Here is a 17,016-nt window from a genome sequence, read left to right as displayed (position 1 = left end):
GCAAATACTCTAATGCGGGAATAATCCCACATTTAACGTCAATATACAATTAACGTGCACCACTTTGCACCATAAATGCTTGAATGTGTTCATAACATTCTTTGCTACTTTGCATATGGCAATGGTGCCCACCCTCCACATTAATTACACTCAAGTCATTGTAATAATTAATATACTTTTCTAAATTTTGTTTTACAAACACGTAACCTTGGTTACCTAAAATTAATTGGCATGGTGCAATTAATTCTTTTATTGCACCAATACATTGCACTTCATCAAACCTAAAACCTGAATGATTTTTGAGCTTAGGATCGGTTGTTAGTGCAAAACCCTTAGAGACTGCTTTGATATTTCGTTCCATCAATAGCGAAATTAATTCAACATCTAAGTCGGTTGTTTTAGACCGTGCCTCGTAAATATCTTTTTTACAGGGATATATTCTTGTTTTTTTATTATGCGTTCTTGCACGATTAAGCACAGCATTTTTTAGTTGCTCCGTAACTTCCTCGCTAGGTGTTGTTACGCAGCCAATACCCTCAATAAAATTTACCGATTTAACCATTTGACTAAAGCAACTAGCGAAAAGACCCGCGACCATAGCTCCCATAGAATGCCCGACTAAATGAACTTTGTCAGCACCAATAGCTTCAATAAATTGATAAACATCATCGATGTAATCAACAAAATAGTAATGTGCGTCATCACTGCGCCACGATGTTAAACCATGTCCAGAAAAATCAATACAGTACCAAGTTTGCTCTGGCTTTTGGCCATCAAGCATGGGCTTAAAACTATTACAATTATCTAACCAACCGTGAAGTGCTATTACTACCTCTTCACCAGAGCCTATTTTTAAACCATGAATATCTAAATTACGTGTTTGAATATTAAATGGCCGCACATAAACCTCTTTTTATTTTTGTAAATTTATAACATACAAGTTGTCAGACCACTAAATAGTTTCACTAAATGTTTGTTATTTTAGTCGCTGAGGCTACAACTGCAACCTAGAAGAATAAATAAAAACCGTCATTTATTCATAATGTTATTTTTAATTTAGCTCGACTATTATGTGTGTATTTTTTGTTATTTGGTGTTTCCTAATAGATGTTTTAACGGCTTTACAATAATTTTTACGCACAATAATCAGCTTATATATAGCTAAATCATCATTTGTCGCAATCTATTAATTTATTTATCATAGTTAAGGTATACAATAATTTAGCTATTAATAAAGTACACTCAAAAGGTACATAAAACATGAAAAAACAACTAAGTGTGTTAGCTCTAATGTGCACTGCATCTGGTGCAATGGCCGAAACTGCACCTAAAAATGTAATTTATATGATTGGTGATGGCATGGGGCCTGCTTATACTACTGCTTATCGTTATTTTAAAGATGACCCCACTACAAAGTCTGTTGAGCAAACCGTTTTTGATACCATGCTGACAGGAATGGCGCGTACTTACCCTGACGATCACACGGTTGTAACCGATAGCGCCGCAAGTGCGACAGCGTTGAGCAGCGGGCATAAAAGTTATAATGGTGCAATTGCCGTAGATACTGATAAAAAACCACTTAAAACAATGCTTGAAATCGCTAAACAGCGAGGCATGACTACAGCCCTATTAGCTACATCACAAATAAACCACGCTACACCAGCAAGCTTTGCCGCTCATAATGAATCACGTAATAATTACGACGAAATTGCTAATGATTATATTGATAATAAAATCACAGGCAAACTACCCGTTGACCTAATGCTAGGTGGTGGTACTAAATACTTTATTCGAGACGACAGAAATTTAGTTTACGAATTTAAAGCCGCGGGTTACCAGTATGGCGACGATATTCAAAACCTTGATCAAATTACGCAACTTCCAGCTATCGGTTTATATGCCGCTAAAGGCTTACCTTTTGCGTTAGACGAAAACCCAACAAGGTTAACTAAGCTTACTTCTAAAGCACTCGACCTTCTAGACAATCAAGATAAAGATGGTTTTTTTGTAATGATTGAAGGTAGCCAAATTGATTGGTGTGGGCATGCAAACGATATAGCTTGTGCCATGGCCGAAATGGATGACTTTGCATCTGCTATCGAAAAAGCTAAAGCGTATGTTGATAAAAATAAAGATACTTTATTAGTTATAACCGCTGATCACTCTACAGGTGGCTTAACATTGGGTGCGCACGGCCAATATAAGTGGGAAGCAGGTGTTGTGCATGGCGTAAAAGCAACAGCGGGTACAATTACACAACACTTACTTGAGTCTGATGATTTAAAATCTGTGTGGAATAAATATACCAGCATTGCATTTACCCCTGAAAACAAAATAAAACTTGAGCAAGCTAAATCTATGGGTGACAAAGCACTCAACTTAGCCGTTAAAAGTATTATTAGTGACACAAGCTTTACTGGATGGACTACGGGTGGCCATACTGCAGTAGACGTACAAGTTTTTGCTTATGGTAAAGGGAGTGAGCAATTTGTTGGCTCTCAAAATAATACAGATATAGCTGATAAGTTAATACACTTTATAGAACAGTAAAATACGTATAAAGCAAAAAAAACCGAACAATGTTCGGTTTTTTTATTAAAGGTTGATTACTTTTAAGCGTAAATATCTACCCCAATTAAATTTTGTACTTCAGCTCTGCGTTCTAAATTTGCAAACTCAGTATAGGTAGAAATGGCTTTGCTATTTTTTGCACTAGGCTGGTCGTAAATTGTTTGGCTGAAGTTATCACCCTTTGCGCTAGTTTTGAACAATCGATTAGCAAGCTCAACGCCCTCGGCACTGGTTTTTACATAATCAGTATTTGTTTTTTGAGCAGCAGCTTGATCTGCCAAACCTTGTGGTCTTGCAGTTACTCCCTTAGCAGGGATTACTCTACCAGGAATATCACCTGTAAAAAAACCTGAGCCAATAGGCAGCGTCATCACGCTTCTCCAACCTTAAACATAACTAAAATTATGATTTAAAAACAATCAATTTGCAAATTAACGCGGTACTGTTTTATTTGCGCCCTGGTAACTTTTTCCATGTTACGGTATCACGAACGTACTTTGGTTGGGCATCACTTGCTTGAACGCCCTGGCCTGCAATAAATGCGGCATCAACAAAGGCAAGCATAAAACGTGCATCTGGTAATGTTATGTCTGTATTAATAGTGATGTTTTCAAAGTTTGCTAATGCATCAGGGTACGTTTTAAAACCTGTGCCTACTGCAACTGATGCTTCGTTACTCGTTATATACTCATTAGTTAAAAGTTCAGGTTTAATAACACACTCGTTATTAACTAATTCCATTAAACCATTATTTTCTTGGTATTGTGCAAAGTAAATTTCACCCATACGCGCATCTATACTTGGAAAAACAAGTGAGCTGTTGTTTTGCTCGTATGCTTGTTGCGCCATAACAGCCAATGTAGAAACACCTACCAATGGTAAATTAGTTGAGTACGCTAACCCTTGAGCTATAGCAACACTAATTCTTACGCCTGTAAAACTACCGGGCCCTTGGCCAAAACCAATAACATCCAGTTCTTTTAATTTACAATTTGCTTTGGCCAATAACTCATCAATCAAAGGTAGAATTTTTTGACTATGCTGCTGAGGGCACTCTTCAAAATGATGAAATGTCTCTCCCTTATAATGTAAAACAAGTGATAGTGCTTCTGTTGAAGCATCAAGGGCAAGAATATTACTTTTGATCATTTTATTACTCTAATTAATTTGTTGTAAAAATGTATTAGCGACTTCTAAGCTTCGCGTACGACGCATTGCAGGTAAGCTTTTTAAGAACACTTGACCATATTGGCGTGTTACTAATCTATTATCACATATAACAAGCACGCCTTTATCTTTGCTATCACGAATTAATCGCCCTACACCTTGCTTTAAGGCAATAACTGCTTGTGGTAATTGGATATGTGCAAATGGGTCTTTTCCCTGCATTTGGCAATCCTGCATTTTAGCTTGCAACAAGGGGTCGTCTGGCGCTGCAAAAGGCAATTTATCTATAATAACACAGCTTAATGTACTGCCTCTCACATCTACCCCTTCCCAAAATGATGCCGTACCGAGTAGAACTGCATTACCATGGCGGGTAAATTTTTCTAAAATAATCCGCTTAGACATTTGCCCTTGCATATAAACGGGGTAGTCTATTTGCGTTGTGAGCCCCTCTGCAACTAAATGCATCATACGGTAACTTGTAAAAAGCACAAAACAGCGCCCTTGCGCTGATTTTATAAGCTCAAGGGTTAATTTTACAATAGCATGAGGCATATTATCAGCATGCGATTCTGGCAAGTATCTTGGCAAACACAATAATGCTTGGTTTGGGTAATCAAACGGGCTGTCAACCATCATGCTTTGTGCTGGTTTTAGCCCTAAGCTTGCATTAAAGTGGTCAAGCTTATTATCAACCGAAAGCGTTGCAGAGGTAAACACAAATGCAGCACCGGTGTCTTGCATCATTTGTGAAAATTTTGCCGATACATTTAACGGCGTAATATTTATAGTTAAAAAACGCCGTGTTGTCTCATACCAGTAACTAAAACCAGTTTGTGCTGTATCAAAAACCCGCTCTAATTGACCTTTAAATACTAAAGCCCGTTCAAACGGATGTTCTATTTTATCGCTTCTGTCTAAGCATAGTTTTAGTACTTGATAAACAAAGTCCAAATCGCTAATGACACGATGCAGTGCTGCACATATTTGCTTATCGCTAAGCTTTTCTCGCCAATCACCTCTACTGCCATCGATACCAAACTGCAAGCGTAAATCAGCTACACTGGTCTCTAATTTATTCAAGCTTTTACCCAGTTGTAACATATCAGGAATTTCAGCTCGGTATATAGCGCGTAAATCGTTAATTAAATCCACCAGCTTTTTAGTACTTACACTTTCACCAAAATAGTCGCTGGCAATTTCGCTTAGTTGGTGAGCTTCATCAAAAATATAAGCGTCGGCTGTGGGCATCAATTCAGCAAAGCCACTTTCTTTAACAGCCATATCTGCAAAAAATAAGTGATGATTAATAACAACAACGTCAGCTTCAGCAGCAGTTAAACGCGCTTTTCGTATGTAACACTCTTGAAAGTCTGGACACTCTTTACCTAAACAATTATCTGCAGTGGAGTTCACATAAGGTAAAACTTTGGCGTCATCTTCTATACCAATACAATCAGCTAAATCGCCTGATTGTGTTTCACTTGCAAATTTAGCAACCATGGCAAGTTGATGCATAACATCGGGATCGTCTGTAGGCACATGCGCAACATGTTGATTTAGCCTGTAAGTACATAAGTAATTAGCGCGACCTTTTAGTAAAGCCGTTTTTTTTGTAGCACTGAGTGCCTTTACTAATTGAGGTAAATCACGATGATACAGTTGCTCTTGCAATGCTTTAGAGCCAGTAGAAATAATTGTTCTACCCTTAGACTTAAGCGCGGGTGCCAAGTAAGCGAACGTTTTGCCCGTACCTGTGCCGGCCTCAACAACGAGTTGGGAACTGTTTTTTAACGCTTGGGCAACTGCAACGGCCATATCAATTTGCGGTTGACGTGGTGTGTAGCCATCAAAAGATAACGCTAAGGGGCCGGTTGCACTAAACAATTGTTTGATAACAGCAATCACATTTTAAAAACAATAGCGCGATTTTACGTAAGGCTGTAACCAAGGGCAAGCAAATCCCCCTCCTAACAAAATATAAAAAATTAAAATTAAGTACTAAAGACTGCAAAAGGAGCAATACATATAAAATATTTACTTACCAATATTTGAAAAATCAAGAGCTAAATGCGGGTAATAGTGATCACAACTTTTGTTAATAAGTGCCGTTGGCATTGCCGCAAATTGCCCATGATCTTTTAAATACTCCATATGCTTTTCGCCGTCAGCAGTAAATTGATGAAATAAAGAGTGGTTTACTCCATCAAATTCTAATGGCTTTATATTAACGAGATCACATAGCTCTTTATTAAAGGCAGGTGTCGATTTCACCCACTTTCCCTCAATAAACTGCTCTACATAAGCGTGCATTGTAAACACATCATTTTTTAGTAACTTGTCTAACTTAGATGTACTTAAATGATTACGAACATCTGCCAAACCCAAGCGGGCAGGAATATTAATAGCTCGGCTCAATGCAATTTGTAATGATGCCTTTGGAATACAGTATGCTGCTTTATTGTCTAAGCAATAGTCGCTACTAAGTGACTTTGCCCCATCTAAAAGTGTAAAAGGATCATATTTAATTCCATCTCTTACAAGATAATAAATTGATACGGCCTTAGTGCGATCGTCATGGCCTTTAACATTTATCAACCAGTTATTAATTTCAATGTGCTTTTGATTAAAATAAGCATCATTTTGTATATACTGCTGCAAACCATTCCCCTTTGTGACTCTGATTTTTATAAATTAAAATATTTAAAATGCATTTAATGTTAAATAAAATACATTTAAAACAATTACTTAAAAAATAATCGCTATTTAAAGTAGGTTTTAATGTTACTTTTACAAAGATTAAAATAATATGTCTTCACGGGTACTTTTAACAGTCCGATTGGGCCAAATGAAATTATGAAAAATATAGCAATTATTGCCTACGAGGGATGCTGGGCAGTCAGCGTATTATTAGCTAAAGACTTTTTTACCATTGTTTCGTTACTCGACTCGCATTATTCATTACCTCAAAGTTATAACGTAGAAATAGTTACGACAGACGGTGCACCTATAACAAGCTCAAGTAATTCAATTGTTGTTGCCGATAATTCGCTTTCTGACAAACCGTATGATTTAGTGATTATTCCACCAATTGAGGGCTCTAAATTAAAGAGTATGCCCTCTAGCAGTATATTAATAATTGAATGGTTAATACCTAAAATAAATAGTAGTACATCTATTCTCAGCTTAAGCACTGGTTCTTATTTTTTAGCCGCCACAGGCGAGTTAAATAAAACAGCCATTGCAACTCATTGGAGTTTGGTTAAACCATTGAGTAAACTATTTCCCGACTGCCAGTTTATTAATCATAAATCGTATTTAAAAATGGGAAGTATCTATACAACGGGCTCTTTTGAGGCGGGAATAAGTGTACTACTAGAAATAGTTGCAAAAGACAAAGGCGATCGCTTTTCCCAGCAATGTGCCACACATTTACTTATTTCTGACTCTGGTAAGTTAAATTTTGCATTACCAAAATATAGTAGCCACAGAGACGACAAAATTAGTGAAGTGCAAGACTGGATTTATAATCACTCAAGCAGCGTAATCACAATCGTTGAGTTAGCAAAATACTTTAATTTTAGTGAGCGCAATTTAAAGAGGCGATTTACGCAAGCAACCGGTATATCTATAAATAGGTACGTGCAAGAAGTGAGAATAGACAAAGCTAAAAAACTGTTACTGTCTACAGATAAAACCGTAAACGAAATATCAATTAACGTAGGCTACGAAAACAGCAGTTTCTTCACCCGCCTGTTTAAAAAAAACACAGGGCTAACACCCGCAAAGTGGCGTAAAAATGAATAACAAGTTTTAATTTTATGAGCATTTATGCCCATGTGTCTAAATGCTCAATACCATCGTCATCTTTATTAACGCTTTTTTTATGGGTTGATGGTTGAGTCTCGTCACTTAAACCGTTTAGTTTTTTCTTTTTCTGTAATTCTCTCTTTTTTTTGTTTTCAAGTTCCACTTTTTCACTCGCAGCGCTACTTTGCACACCTGCAATATGGAATGCACCTTTAGATTCAAGCGACAGCCGCGTTATTCTACCCAAATAAGGGATCATTATATCCATTTATAAATCCTTAAAGCCAAAGCCTAGTTATGAGCAAAAATCAACCAGCTGATATAATACAAACTAATTCAGTTACATCTATAGTATCGGCAGTTATAAGATATGCTTTAATTAAGCTTAAAAAACACTTGCCATAGTGATGCATAATATGTTTTTATAACCGCGAATTTATTAAAATAGATATTTGTTGAGCGTTACGTTAGTAACGAGCAGCACAAAGGAAATAAAATGCGCTTAAACCTGACAACAGTACATCATCACCATCATTCACCGGAATAACCTGTCAGGTCTTTCGCTGAGAGGTTATTCCTAAAAGGAACCTCTGGCGATTCATAACACATTGATTCATTTTCGCCCTGAGGTTCCCCTCGGGGTTTTTAGTTTTTAAATTAAAGGAAAATGAATAATGAGTAACACAAATCGTCTACGTATCGCCATCCAAAAAGGCGGTCGCCTGTCTAAAGATTGTCAAGATTTACTAAAGCAACTAGGTGTTAAATTAAACCTACGTGAGCAACGCTTAATTGCACACTCAACCAATATGCCAATTGACGTACTTCGTGTGCGCGATGACGATATTCCGGGCTTAGTAATGGACGGTGTTTGCGATTTAGGTATTGTTGGCGAAAACGTACTAGTAGAAGTACAAGCCGAACGTGAACGCCAAGGTGTAACAAGCGAAGTTAGCAAACTAGCAAAACTAGACTTTGGTTACTGCCGCCTTGCACTTGCATGGCCACAAGAGCTTGGCCCACGTGATAAAAGCTGGTTTGAAGGCAAACGTATTGCAACAACCTACCCAGAAATTTTAACGCAGTGGTTAAAGCGCGAAGGCATTAATGCAAGCACTGTAATGCTTACAGGCTCAGTAGAAGTAGCCCCACGTGCCGGTCTTTCTGATGCAATTTGTGATTTAGTTTCAACCGGTGCAACACTTGAAGCGAACGGCTTGATTCAAGGTGATACAATTTTAGAATCAAACGCGTGTTTAATTCAAAATAAAGACCTGCAAGATGAAGACAAACTAGCGCTAATCAATAAGCTTATGCCGCGCCTTCGTGGTGTTAAACAAGCAAAAGAAAGCAAATACATTATGCTACACGCGCCAAAAACTAAACTTGATGAAATTTGCGAAATTTTACCAGGCTCTGGCCAACCTACTCTACTAGCACTTGCTGGAAATGAAGAGTACGTAGCGCTTCACATGGTAAGCAGCGAAACATTATTTTGGGAAACAATGGAGCAGCTTAAAGCCCTAGGCGCTAACTCTATTTTAGTAATGCCAATTGAAAAAATGATGGAGTAAGTACCATGCTTCGTTGGAATGAGGAATCTTCACAAGTACAAGCAGCGGCGCTAATGCGCCCTGCGGTTTCTGCCAGCGCAAAGGTTGAAGCAATATGCCAAACAATTATGAGCGATGTGAAAGAGCAAGGCGATATAGCTTTACTTGATATGGCTAAAAAGTTTGATAATAGAGCTAACCCTCGTTTACGTGTACCGCTTGATGAAATAAACGCATCAGAGCAGGCACTAAGCGCAGAGCTTAAATACGCAATTGACACCGCTTATGCAAACGTTAAACGTTTTCACGAAGCGCAATTGCCTAAAGATATTAAGTTATCAACCCAACCTGGCGTTGAATGTGAACTTAAATATCAGGCCATCGAAGCTGTGGGTATTTATGTACCAGGTGGCAGTGCTCCACTGCCATCATCGGTTATTATGCAAGGTGTACTTGCACAATTAAGTGGTGCTAAAACTGTTGTACTTGCAACCCCTGTTCAAGGTAATGAAAGTATTAACCCTGCGATATTATATGCAGCTAAGTTATGTGGCATTACAACTTTAATTGAAAGTGGTGGCGCAGGTGCAATTGCCGCAATGGCCTACGGCACTGAATCAGTGCCTAAAGTGAACAAAATTTTTGGCCCAGGTAATAGCTTTGTAACGATGGCAAAACAGCTTGTTGCGCAAACAATTCCTGGTATGGCAATCGATATGCCAGCAGGCCCCTCTGAAGTATTAGTTATTGCAGATGAGCGTGCAAACCCAGAATTTATAGCGGCAGATTTACTCTCGCAAGCTGAGCACGGCGCAGACTCGCAAGTTATTTTATTATGTAACAGCGAAAGTATCATTGAGCAAACGCAGCAGGCTCTTACACGTCAGCTTGTTAAATTAAGCCGCAAAGAGACAGCCGAGCAAGCTCTGGCTAATTCATCACTTATTTTAGTGGACTCTGTTGAGCAAGCATTTGACGTATCAGCGCAATATGGCCCTGAGCACTTAATTTTGCAATTAGCAGATTCAACGCCTTACTTAGATAAAGTAAAAAATGCAGGCTCGGTATTTGTTGGCGACTACACGCCAGAATCAGCGGGCGATTACGCATCGGGTACTAACCACGTGTTACCTACCTACGGTTACAGTGCAACCTATTCAAGCTTAAACTTGCTTGATTTTTTCCGCACTTACACAGTACAAACTATAAGTAAAAGTGGCCTAACACAGCTGTCAAAAGCTATTTTACCACTAGCAGATGCAGAAGGCCTTGATGCACACGCAAATGCGGTTTCAATTCGTTTAGAGGCAATTAAAAATGAGCAATGAGAGCGCACAAGCGACTAGCTTATTACCACAAAATATTGCAGCTCTTGCTGCCTACAGCTCTGCTAAAAGTGAAAAGCTAACAGGGTCAACGTGGTTAAATGCCAATGAAAGCCCGTACGCTAAAAATATTGAACTGAGTATTGAAGATTTAAATCGCTACCCAGATCCACAACCGCAATTGGTTATTGACCGCTATGCTGCGTATGCAGAGCTTGAAAGCGAAAACGTATTAATGACGCGCGGCGCCGATGAAGGCATTGAGCTTTTAGTACGTACCTACTGCGAACCTGCAAAAGACAGCATTGCGTTATTTTTGCCAACCTACGGTATGTACAAAGTAACCGCTGATACGCATAACGTTGCAATCAATGGCTTAACCCAAGCGCTATTACTTGATGGCAGTGTTGATGAAATAGTTGAGGCAGTGGGCAGCTCAAAACTGGTGTTTATTTGTAACCCAAATAACCCAACTGGTAGCTTAACCCCCCTTGAAAAAGTAAAAGCACTGGCAACAGCGCTTGCCGGTAAAGCCTTAGTTATTGTTGATGAAGCCTATATTGAGTTTTGCCCTGAGCAAAGTGCTACAGCGCTGATTAACAAATATAGTAATGTAGTGGTACTGCGCACTTTATCTAAAGCGTTTGCACTTGCAGGGCTAAGAACCGGTTTTACACTTGCACAAGAAAGTGTACTGGCCCCTATTCGTAAAGTGATTGCGCCGTATCCGGTATCGGGTGTGGTAGCAAGTATTGCTGCACAAGCCATAGCGCCTGATGCAATTACATCAATGCGCCGCCAAGTGACTATTTTAAATAGTTTAAAGGCTAAGCTTGTACAGTGGTTAAACGCATCCCCTGCTGCATTAAAAATTCTCACTGGTGAAGGTAACTTTGTTACCTTAAAATTAGCCGACAAAAACTACTTTAAAGTAGCACTTGAACAAGGCTTAGTGATGCGCGCGTTTACCCTATACGGTGAAGACGATTGGCTACGTATCTCCATTGGTAATGAGCAAGAACTTGAGCAAGTAAAAATTTGGTTAGATGGCCTTGATAAGCCAGCAACCTCACCTCTTTTATCAGGACAAGAACTATCATGAGTAACCCCTATTTATTTATTGACCGTGACGGCACCATAATTGAAGAGCCAATCACCGACAAACAGGTAGACAGCCTAGAAAAATTAGCGTTTTTACCTGGTGTTATCCCGGCTTTATTACAGTTACAAGCCGCAGGGTACCGTTTAGTGATGGTATCGAATCAAGATGGCTTAGGCACAGACAGCTTCCCGACTGCTGACTTTGACATAGCCCAAGATAAAATGATGGACATAATGCAAAGCCAAGGCATTAGCTTTGATGAAGTATTGATTTGTCCACACTTTGACGAGCAAAACTGTGATTGCCGTAAACCTAAAACAGGTTTATTAACTGAGCTTATGCGCTCTGGCAAAGTTGATTTAGCACGTTCATATGTAATTGGCGATCGCCAAACCGATATTGGCCTTGCTCAAAATTTATGTTGTGAAGGCATTTTGTATGATGGCAGCTGGCCTGCCATTGTTACAAAGCTTACAACTGCCAATCGCGAAGGCCGTGTTACGCGTAACACCAAAGAAACCCAAATTGATGTAGCCATAAACCTAGATCAAACTAAAAACGGTAGTATCGAAACAGGCCTTGGCTTTTTTGATCATATGCTTGATCAAATTCGCACCCACGCCAACATTGGTCTAAATATTAAAGCGAAAGGCGATTTACACATAGACGAGCACCACCTTGTTGAAGACATAGGTATTGCCCTAGGTGTTGCGCTTAAACAAGCGCTTGGCACTAAATCGCAAATAGCGCGCTATGGTTTTGCGCTACCTATGGATGAATGTAAAGCTGAAGCACAAATTGACTTATCGGGGCGCGCTTCGTTTGTATTAAACGCTAATTTTAGCCGCGAAAAAGCAGGCGATTTAGACGTACAAATGGTGGAGCACTTTTTCAAAAGCTTAAGCGATAATGCCGCTATTAGCCTTATTTTATCGGTCAGCGACGGTAACTGTCATCACCAAGTAGAAGGCTTATTTAAAGCGTTTTCACGTGCCCTTCGTATGGCAGTAGCACAAGACACGACCCAACAAACAGCCAGCTCTAAGGGATGTTTATGATTGCCATAATTAATACCGGGTGTGCCAATATAAATTCAGTACGCTTTGCCTTTGAACGCTTAGGTCAAACGCCAACGGTCATTACCTCGCCAGAGCAATTAGCCGGCTTTGAGCGTGCAATATTACCAGGCGTTGGACATGCATCTGTTGCCATGAAACGCCTTGTAGATAACGGCTGGCAACAAGCTATAAACGAATACCAGCGCCCACTTATGGGAATTTGCTTAGGTATGCAGTTACTGTGCGAAAGCACCGAAGAAGGTAACGTACAATGCTTAGGTAAAATACCAGGCCAAGTAAAAGCCCTTGATGTTGGCAATTTAACATCGCCGCATATGGGTTGGAATAACTTAAGCGTAAATAAAGAGCATGCACTTACCAAAGGCTTAACACAAGACGAGCAAGTGTACTTTGTACATAGCTTTGCGCACACCGTAAACGATGCAACACTTGTAAGCGGCGAATACGGCCAAACCTTTTCAGCCATTGTTGCAAAAGACAACTACGCTGGCATGCAGTTTCACCCAGAGCGCAGTGCAAAAGTAGGCACACGTTTATTACAAAATTTTGTTGATTGGCAGTTATAAACGGCCCATTAACCAACAATAAAGAGATTATTTGTGATTATTCCAGCATTAGACGTATTACAAAATCAAATTGTTCGTTTATACCAAGGTAAGTACGACACCGCTCAGTTTTACCCTTTTGAGCTTGGCGCACGTTTAAAAGAATACGCCGATAGCGGCGCAGGTAAATTGCACCTTGTAGATTTAGAAGGCGCACGCGATCCAAGTAAAAAACAGTGGCAACATATTCAAGCTGCAACTAAAGCGCTTAACGTACCGTATCAAGTGGGCGGCGGTATTCGCTCAGAGCAGGATGTAAGCGATTGGCTAAAAGCCGGTGCTAACCAAGTTGTTATTGGTTCAATGGCGGTAGAAAAACGCGAGCAAGTAAAAGCCTGGATAGAACAATTTGGCGCAGAGCACTTTGTTATTGCCCTTGATGTAAATAAAACAGCCACGGGCTGGGCTCCTGCAACCCATGGTTGGTTAAGTGAATCTGAGTTTGGTTTACTTGAGCTTGTAGATTTTTATGTAAGCTTGGGCGTTATTGACTTTTTATGTACGGACATCAGTAAAGATGGCACCATGACTGGCCCATCGTTTGAGCTTTACGAAGATTTAACTCGCCATAACAGCAGCATTAAAGTGCAAGCTTCGGGTGGCGTAAGTTCACTTGATGACATTAAAAAGCTTAAAGATCTTGGTGTAGGTGGCGTTATTTTAGGTAAGTCACTACTTGATGGCGCATTTAGTGTTGAGGAGGCGTTGGCATGTTATCAAAACGCATAATCCCGTGTTTAGATGTAAAAGACGGCCAAGTAGTAAAAGGCGTTAAATTTAAAGGCCACGAAATAGTGGGCGATATTTTAACAATGGCAAAAGCATACAGCGATGCCGGCGCCGATGAACTGGTTTTTTATGAAATCAGCGCAAGTGTTGAAAAACGCCTACTTGATGTAAATTGGGTAGAGAGCATTGCCCGCCACATCGATATTCCATTTTGTGTGGCTGGCGGTATTAAATCGGTAGCCGATGCAGCACGTGTACTAGAGCGTGGCGCTGACAAAATAAGTATTAACAGCCCTGCTATTGCCCGCCCTGAGCTTATAAAAGAGCTACACGATGAATTTGGTAAGCAATGTGTTGTTGTAGGTATTGATAGCTTTTACGATGAAGTGACCGGCGAGTATTTAGTGTATCAATTAACCGGCGATCCTAATGCATCAAGCCGTACACGTTACAAAACCGAGGAATGGGTTAAACGCGTACAAGACTTAGGCGCAGGCGAAATTGTTTTAAACTGTATGAACCAAGATGGCGTACGCAACGGTTACGACAATGAACAGCTAAGTAAAATGCGCGCATTGTGTAATATTCCTTTAATCGCATCAGGCGGTGCAGGCAGCATGCAAGACTTTGTTGATGTATTTAAACTAAGCGAAGTCGATGGCGCATTAGCAGCAAGCGTTTTTCACAAAAATGTGATTAACATTGGCGAATTAAAACAATTTTTAACTGATAACCAAGTGGCAGCAAGACTATGCAAGTAACACAACAAAACCAAACTCAAGTAGATTTTGCTAAAAGCGAAATGATCCCTGCGATTGTTCAAGATGCTCGCTCTGGTGTTATTTTAATGCAAGGCTTTATGAACAGCGAAGCACTAAAAGCGACGCTTGAAAGTAACAAAGTAACCTTTTACTCGCGTTCAAAGTCACGTTTATGGACCAAAGGTGAGTCATCAGAAAACTACTTAAACGTAGTATCGGTGCATACCGATTGTGACTACGACTCAATTTTAGTACTGGCTAACCCAGAAGGCCCAACATGTCACTTAGGCACACAAAGCTGCTTTGGTGATGATGCAAAACCTAGCCTAAGCTTTTTAGCACAATTAGAAGATGTGATTGTTGAGCGTAAAAATGATGACCCAGCAAAAAGCTACACCGCTTCATTATTTGCTAAAGACTTAAGCCGTAGCTGTCAAAAAGTGGGCGAAGAAGGCGTAGAAGTAGCGCTTGCCGCAATGAAACACGATAACGATGAGCTTACTAACGAATCGGCTGATTTAATTTATCATCTTACTGTATTACTACAACGCCAAGGCTTAGCCCTAGAAGACGTTGTAAAATGCCTACAAGGTCGCCATAAATAGCGCCTGCTAAAGTAAATTAAAAAGAGGCTCATATTTTATGGGCCTTTTTATTTTCCCTTTTAGTTGAATAAATGATGTGTGTTATAGTGCATGGCTCAATTTATCGGTTACTGTGAACTATGAAAAACTATATTATCCTTCTTATTATCGTGTTTATTTTAGCGGGCTGTACAAGCAAAACTAATCAGACTACAACCAAAGCTACTACAACGAATCAGTCTGTAAAAACCACAGTCACATCCGATGAATGTAGCAGCATAAATAAACTAATAAATGGTTATGAGTTTGGTTTTAATTCAATCAAAACAGATAATGTGAATAACCCGTTTTCAAACCAATGGCACACTAATACTCATATCATTGGATCTGCCTGTACAATTACTTTAAATAAGTCTGAGCAAGTAAGTTACCAATGCCAAACACCTGTTAAAGCGCAAACGCATGCAGTAAATTCGCATCAAACACTTGCTGAACAGTTACGCCAATGCCTATCAAAAACAGGTTGGTTTGAAAGCCAAAAAGAAACAGCCAGTTCAATTTACAACACCTTTGTACTTGATACTAAAAATCCGGTTATTACACTGTCTACAAATCAAGAAGGTAATGGGTTTTCTACTCGCTTTGAAATTGCTCCACCGTTAGGATTTTAATAATGCGAAAAACGAATAAAAACACATCTAAATTAAAAAGCGACTGTTTAGGCATATGTGAACGTCGCAGCGGTTATTGCACTGGGTGCGGTCGAACTAATGAAGAAATATTTGATTGGATCATTCTCTCTCAAGAAGAAAAAAACGCCATTTTAGCACAGCCGCGAGCTGACTTAAAAAATCCATAAATTTGCCACTTGCGTGTAACAGCCCCTCTTTAGTATTGCTGAAAACGCTAGGGGGTGAACATTATGGCAGCATTATTTGTAATAAACTTAGCGCGCTCAACGCAGCGACTCGCAAATACTCAAACGCAACTGGCACGTGTTAACTTGCCATTTGAACGTATTGATGCCGTAGATGGCGCACAATTGAGTACACTACAAAAGTACCTTCATTACAGCCCGCAATTGAATAAACAACAGTATCACTATCCGCTAAGCAATGGCCAAATTGGCTGCTATTTAAGCCACCGTAAAGCATGGCAAAAAATAGTTGATGAGAAATTAAAATACGCGATTGTGCTAGAGGATGATTTTTATATTGATGACAGCATTCATAATGCGATTAAAAATATTGAGCAGTTAAACCAGCCCTGGCAACTTATTAAACTCGCAGCCTATGAAAACCGCACTCGCCCTATTGCCTATCAGCAAAACCTAAATAACCACCAGCGATTAGTCATACATAAAAAACTAATGACCGGCTGCTGCGCCACAGCAATAAGCTATGAAGGGGCTAAGCAATTACTTAAAGCCACAGCTCAATTTGGCCGCCCTATAGATTGCGACTTACAACATATTTGGGAAACCCACGTAAATGGTTTTTCGCTTATGCCATACCCTGTTTCGCAAAATACAGACATACAGAGCGATATTGCAAGCTGCGCTACTAAAACCAAGGTTAAAAAAGCTTTTTTGAGGCGTAAGTTTCAACAATTACACAGCGGTGTTTTAAATAAACTTTATACAAATGCATTTATAAAACAAACCAAGCAAATTAAACCTAATAAAAAAGGCGCTACAAAAGCACCTTCTTTACTCACGCAAGGTCCTTAAT

Annotated in this window: 19 protein-coding genes; 13 read left to right on the top strand and 6 right to left on the bottom strand. The window is 39.6% G+C overall.

Going from position 1 to position 17,016, the window contains the following annotated elements; translation table 11 throughout:
- Positions 1–49: 49 nt before the first annotated feature.
- The gene (locus AC27JL_RS06055) at positions 50–901 is read right to left on the bottom strand and encodes an alpha/beta hydrolase (protein ID WP_487195088.1); all 852 of its coding nucleotides are present in this window, start codon (positions 899–901) and stop codon (positions 50–52) included.
- A gap of 359 nt (positions 902–1,260) precedes the next feature.
- Here AC27JL_RS06055 and AC27JL_RS06050 point away from each other — a divergent pair, with 359 nt between their 5' ends.
- Positions 1,261–2,550: an alkaline phosphatase gene (locus tag AC27JL_RS06050; RefSeq protein WP_487195087.1), complete on the top strand. Its 1,290-nt coding sequence runs from the start codon at positions 1,261–1,263 to the stop codon at positions 2,548–2,550.
- 62 nt (positions 2,551–2,612) lie between these two features.
- On the opposite strand, the gene AC27JL_RS06045 is transcribed toward AC27JL_RS06050, so the two are convergent.
- From AC27JL_RS06045 to AC27JL_RS06030, 4 genes are all read right to left on the bottom strand, one after another.
- A complete protein-coding gene (locus AC27JL_RS06045) occupies positions 2,613–2,942 on the bottom strand; it encodes a hypothetical protein (protein WP_010556199.1) in 330 nt (109 codons plus the stop codon).
- Positions 2,943–3,018: 76 nt separating this feature from the next.
- The gene (gene tsaB, locus AC27JL_RS06040; protein WP_487195086.1) at positions 3,019–3,720 is read right to left on the bottom strand and encodes a tRNA (adenosine(37)-N6)-threonylcarbamoyltransferase complex dimerization subunit type 1 TsaB; all 702 of its coding nucleotides are present in this window, start codon (positions 3,718–3,720) and stop codon (positions 3,019–3,021) included.
- A 9-nt stretch (positions 3,721–3,729) separates the two neighbouring features.
- Positions 3,730–5,646: a DNA repair helicase YoaA gene (gene yoaA / locus AC27JL_RS06035; protein WP_487195085.1), complete on the bottom strand. Its 1,917-nt coding sequence runs from the start codon at positions 5,644–5,646 to the stop codon at positions 3,730–3,732.
- 129 nt (positions 5,647–5,775) lie between these two features.
- A complete protein-coding gene (locus AC27JL_RS06030; RefSeq protein WP_487195084.1) occupies positions 5,776–6,399 on the bottom strand; it encodes a transglutaminase-like domain-containing protein in 624 nt (207 codons plus the stop codon).
- Positions 6,400–6,594: 195 nt separating this feature from the next.
- Here AC27JL_RS06030 and AC27JL_RS06025 point away from each other — a divergent pair, with 195 nt between their 5' ends.
- Positions 6,595–7,545 carry a GlxA family transcriptional regulator gene (locus AC27JL_RS06025; RefSeq protein WP_487195083.1) on the top strand — a complete coding sequence of 317 codons (951 nt, stop codon included), beginning with the start codon at positions 6,595–6,597 and terminating at the stop codon, positions 7,543–7,545.
- Positions 7,546–7,567: 22 nt separating this feature from the next.
- Here AC27JL_RS06025 and AC27JL_RS06020 read toward each other — a convergent pair whose 3' ends face one another.
- Positions 7,568–7,816 carry a hypothetical protein gene (locus tag AC27JL_RS06020; RefSeq protein WP_487195082.1) on the bottom strand — a complete coding sequence of 83 codons (249 nt, stop codon included), beginning with the start codon at positions 7,814–7,816 and terminating at the stop codon, positions 7,568–7,570.
- Positions 7,817–8,222: 406 nt separating this feature from the next.
- On the opposite strand from AC27JL_RS06020, the gene hisG reads away from it, so the two are divergent.
- The 11 genes from hisG (at position 8,223) to AC27JL_RS05965 (ending at position 17,015) form a co-directional block, all read left to right on the top strand.
- Complete coding sequence (gene hisG / locus AC27JL_RS06015; RefSeq protein ID WP_487195081.1) at positions 8,223–9,122, top strand: ATP phosphoribosyltransferase; 900 nt, start codon at positions 8,223–8,225, stop codon at positions 9,120–9,122.
- A 5-nt stretch (positions 9,123–9,127) separates the two neighbouring features.
- Complete coding sequence (hisD, locus tag AC27JL_RS06010; protein WP_487195080.1) at positions 9,128–10,429, top strand: histidinol dehydrogenase; 1,302 nt, start codon at positions 9,128–9,130, stop codon at positions 10,427–10,429.
- The gene (hisC, locus tag AC27JL_RS06005) at positions 10,419–11,528 is read left to right on the top strand and encodes a histidinol-phosphate transaminase (protein ID WP_487195079.1); all 1,110 of its coding nucleotides are present in this window, start codon (positions 10,419–10,421) and stop codon (positions 11,526–11,528) included. The genes hisD and hisC overlap by 11 nt, the downstream gene beginning before the upstream one ends.
- Positions 11,525–12,586 carry a bifunctional histidinol-phosphatase/imidazoleglycerol-phosphate dehydratase HisB gene (gene hisB / locus AC27JL_RS06000; RefSeq protein WP_006793446.1) on the top strand — a complete coding sequence of 354 codons (1,062 nt, stop codon included), beginning with the start codon at positions 11,525–11,527 and terminating at the stop codon, positions 12,584–12,586. Before hisC ends, hisB begins: the two co-directional genes overlap by 4 nt.
- A complete protein-coding gene (gene hisH / locus AC27JL_RS05995) occupies positions 12,583–13,173 on the top strand; it encodes an imidazole glycerol phosphate synthase subunit HisH (RefSeq protein ID WP_004586382.1) in 591 nt (196 codons plus the stop codon). The genes hisB and hisH overlap by 4 nt, the downstream gene beginning before the upstream one ends.
- A gap of 33 nt (positions 13,174–13,206) precedes the next feature.
- Positions 13,207–13,941, top strand: a complete 735-nt coding sequence (locus AC27JL_RS05990; RefSeq protein ID WP_305398761.1) for a 1-(5-phosphoribosyl)-5-[(5-phosphoribosylamino)methylideneamino] imidazole-4-carboxamide isomerase — start codon at positions 13,207–13,209, stop codon at positions 13,939–13,941.
- The gene (gene hisF / locus AC27JL_RS05985; RefSeq protein WP_058429250.1) at positions 13,923–14,702 is read left to right on the top strand and encodes an imidazole glycerol phosphate synthase subunit HisF; all 780 of its coding nucleotides are present in this window, start codon (positions 13,923–13,925) and stop codon (positions 14,700–14,702) included. The genes AC27JL_RS05990 and hisF overlap by 19 nt, the downstream gene beginning before the upstream one ends.
- Complete coding sequence (gene hisIE, locus AC27JL_RS05980; RefSeq protein WP_006793442.1) at positions 14,693–15,307, top strand: bifunctional phosphoribosyl-AMP cyclohydrolase/phosphoribosyl-ATP diphosphatase HisIE; 615 nt, start codon at positions 14,693–14,695, stop codon at positions 15,305–15,307. Before hisF ends, hisIE begins: the two co-directional genes overlap by 10 nt.
- A 119-nt stretch (positions 15,308–15,426) precedes the next feature.
- Positions 15,427–15,957, top strand: a complete 531-nt coding sequence (locus AC27JL_RS05975) for a hypothetical protein (RefSeq protein ID WP_487195078.1) — start codon at positions 15,427–15,429, stop codon at positions 15,955–15,957.
- Positions 15,958–15,959: 2 nt separating this feature from the next.
- Positions 15,960–16,145, top strand: coding sequence for a DUF1289 domain-containing protein (locus AC27JL_RS05970; RefSeq protein WP_006793440.1), 186 nt, complete (start codon positions 15,960–15,962; stop codon positions 16,143–16,145).
- A 63-nt stretch (positions 16,146–16,208) separates the two neighbouring features.
- Positions 16,209–17,015, top strand: a complete 807-nt coding sequence (locus AC27JL_RS05965; RefSeq protein WP_487195077.1) for a glycosyltransferase family 25 protein — start codon at positions 16,209–16,211, stop codon at positions 17,013–17,015.
- Position 17,016: the final 1 nt, after the last annotated feature.

This window comes from Pseudoalteromonas sp. 4NS20-0020 (assembly GCF_057554385.1).
Note: the sequence above shows the minus strand (reverse complement) of the source record. Positions and strands in the feature narration are given on the sequence as shown.

Excerpts from the sequence above, each read along its gene's own strand:
- tsaB (WP_487195086.1), bottom strand. The coding sequence starts at position 3,720 with ATGATCAAAAGTAATATTCTTGCCCTTGATGCTTCAACAGAAGCACTA.
- hisC (WP_487195079.1), top strand. The coding sequence starts at position 10,419 with ATGAGCAATGAGAGCGCACAAGCGACTAGCTTATTACCACAAAATATT.
- AC27JL_RS05975 (WP_487195078.1), top strand. The coding sequence starts at position 15,427 with ATGAAAAACTATATTATCCTTCTTATTATCGTGTTTATTTTAGCGGGC.
- hisG (WP_487195081.1), top strand. The coding sequence starts at position 8,223 with ATGAGTAACACAAATCGTCTACGTATCGCCATCCAAAAAGGCGGTCGC.
- hisB (WP_006793446.1), top strand. The coding sequence starts at position 11,525 with ATGAGTAACCCCTATTTATTTATTGACCGTGACGGCACCATAATTGAA.
- AC27JL_RS06045 (WP_010556199.1), bottom strand. The coding sequence starts at position 2,942 with ATGACGCTGCCTATTGGCTCAGGTTTTTTTACAGGTGATATTCCTGGT.
- AC27JL_RS06020 (WP_487195082.1), bottom strand. The coding sequence starts at position 7,816 with ATGGATATAATGATCCCTTATTTGGGTAGAATAACGCGGCTGTCGCTT.
- hisF (WP_058429250.1), top strand. The coding sequence starts at position 13,923 with ATGTTATCAAAACGCATAATCCCGTGTTTAGATGTAAAAGACGGCCAA.
- hisD (WP_487195080.1), top strand. The coding sequence starts at position 9,128 with ATGCTTCGTTGGAATGAGGAATCTTCACAAGTACAAGCAGCGGCGCTA.
- hisIE (WP_006793442.1), top strand. The coding sequence starts at position 14,693 with ATGCAAGTAACACAACAAAACCAAACTCAAGTAGATTTTGCTAAAAGC.
- AC27JL_RS05970 (WP_006793440.1), top strand. The coding sequence starts at position 15,960 with ATGCGAAAAACGAATAAAAACACATCTAAATTAAAAAGCGACTGTTTA.
- AC27JL_RS06025 (WP_487195083.1), top strand. The coding sequence starts at position 6,595 with ATGAAAAATATAGCAATTATTGCCTACGAGGGATGCTGGGCAGTCAGC.
- AC27JL_RS06050 (WP_487195087.1), top strand. The coding sequence starts at position 1,261 with ATGAAAAAACAACTAAGTGTGTTAGCTCTAATGTGCACTGCATCTGGT.
- AC27JL_RS05965 (WP_487195077.1), top strand. The coding sequence starts at position 16,209 with ATGGCAGCATTATTTGTAATAAACTTAGCGCGCTCAACGCAGCGACTC.
- hisH (WP_004586382.1), top strand. The coding sequence starts at position 12,583 with ATGATTGCCATAATTAATACCGGGTGTGCCAATATAAATTCAGTACGC.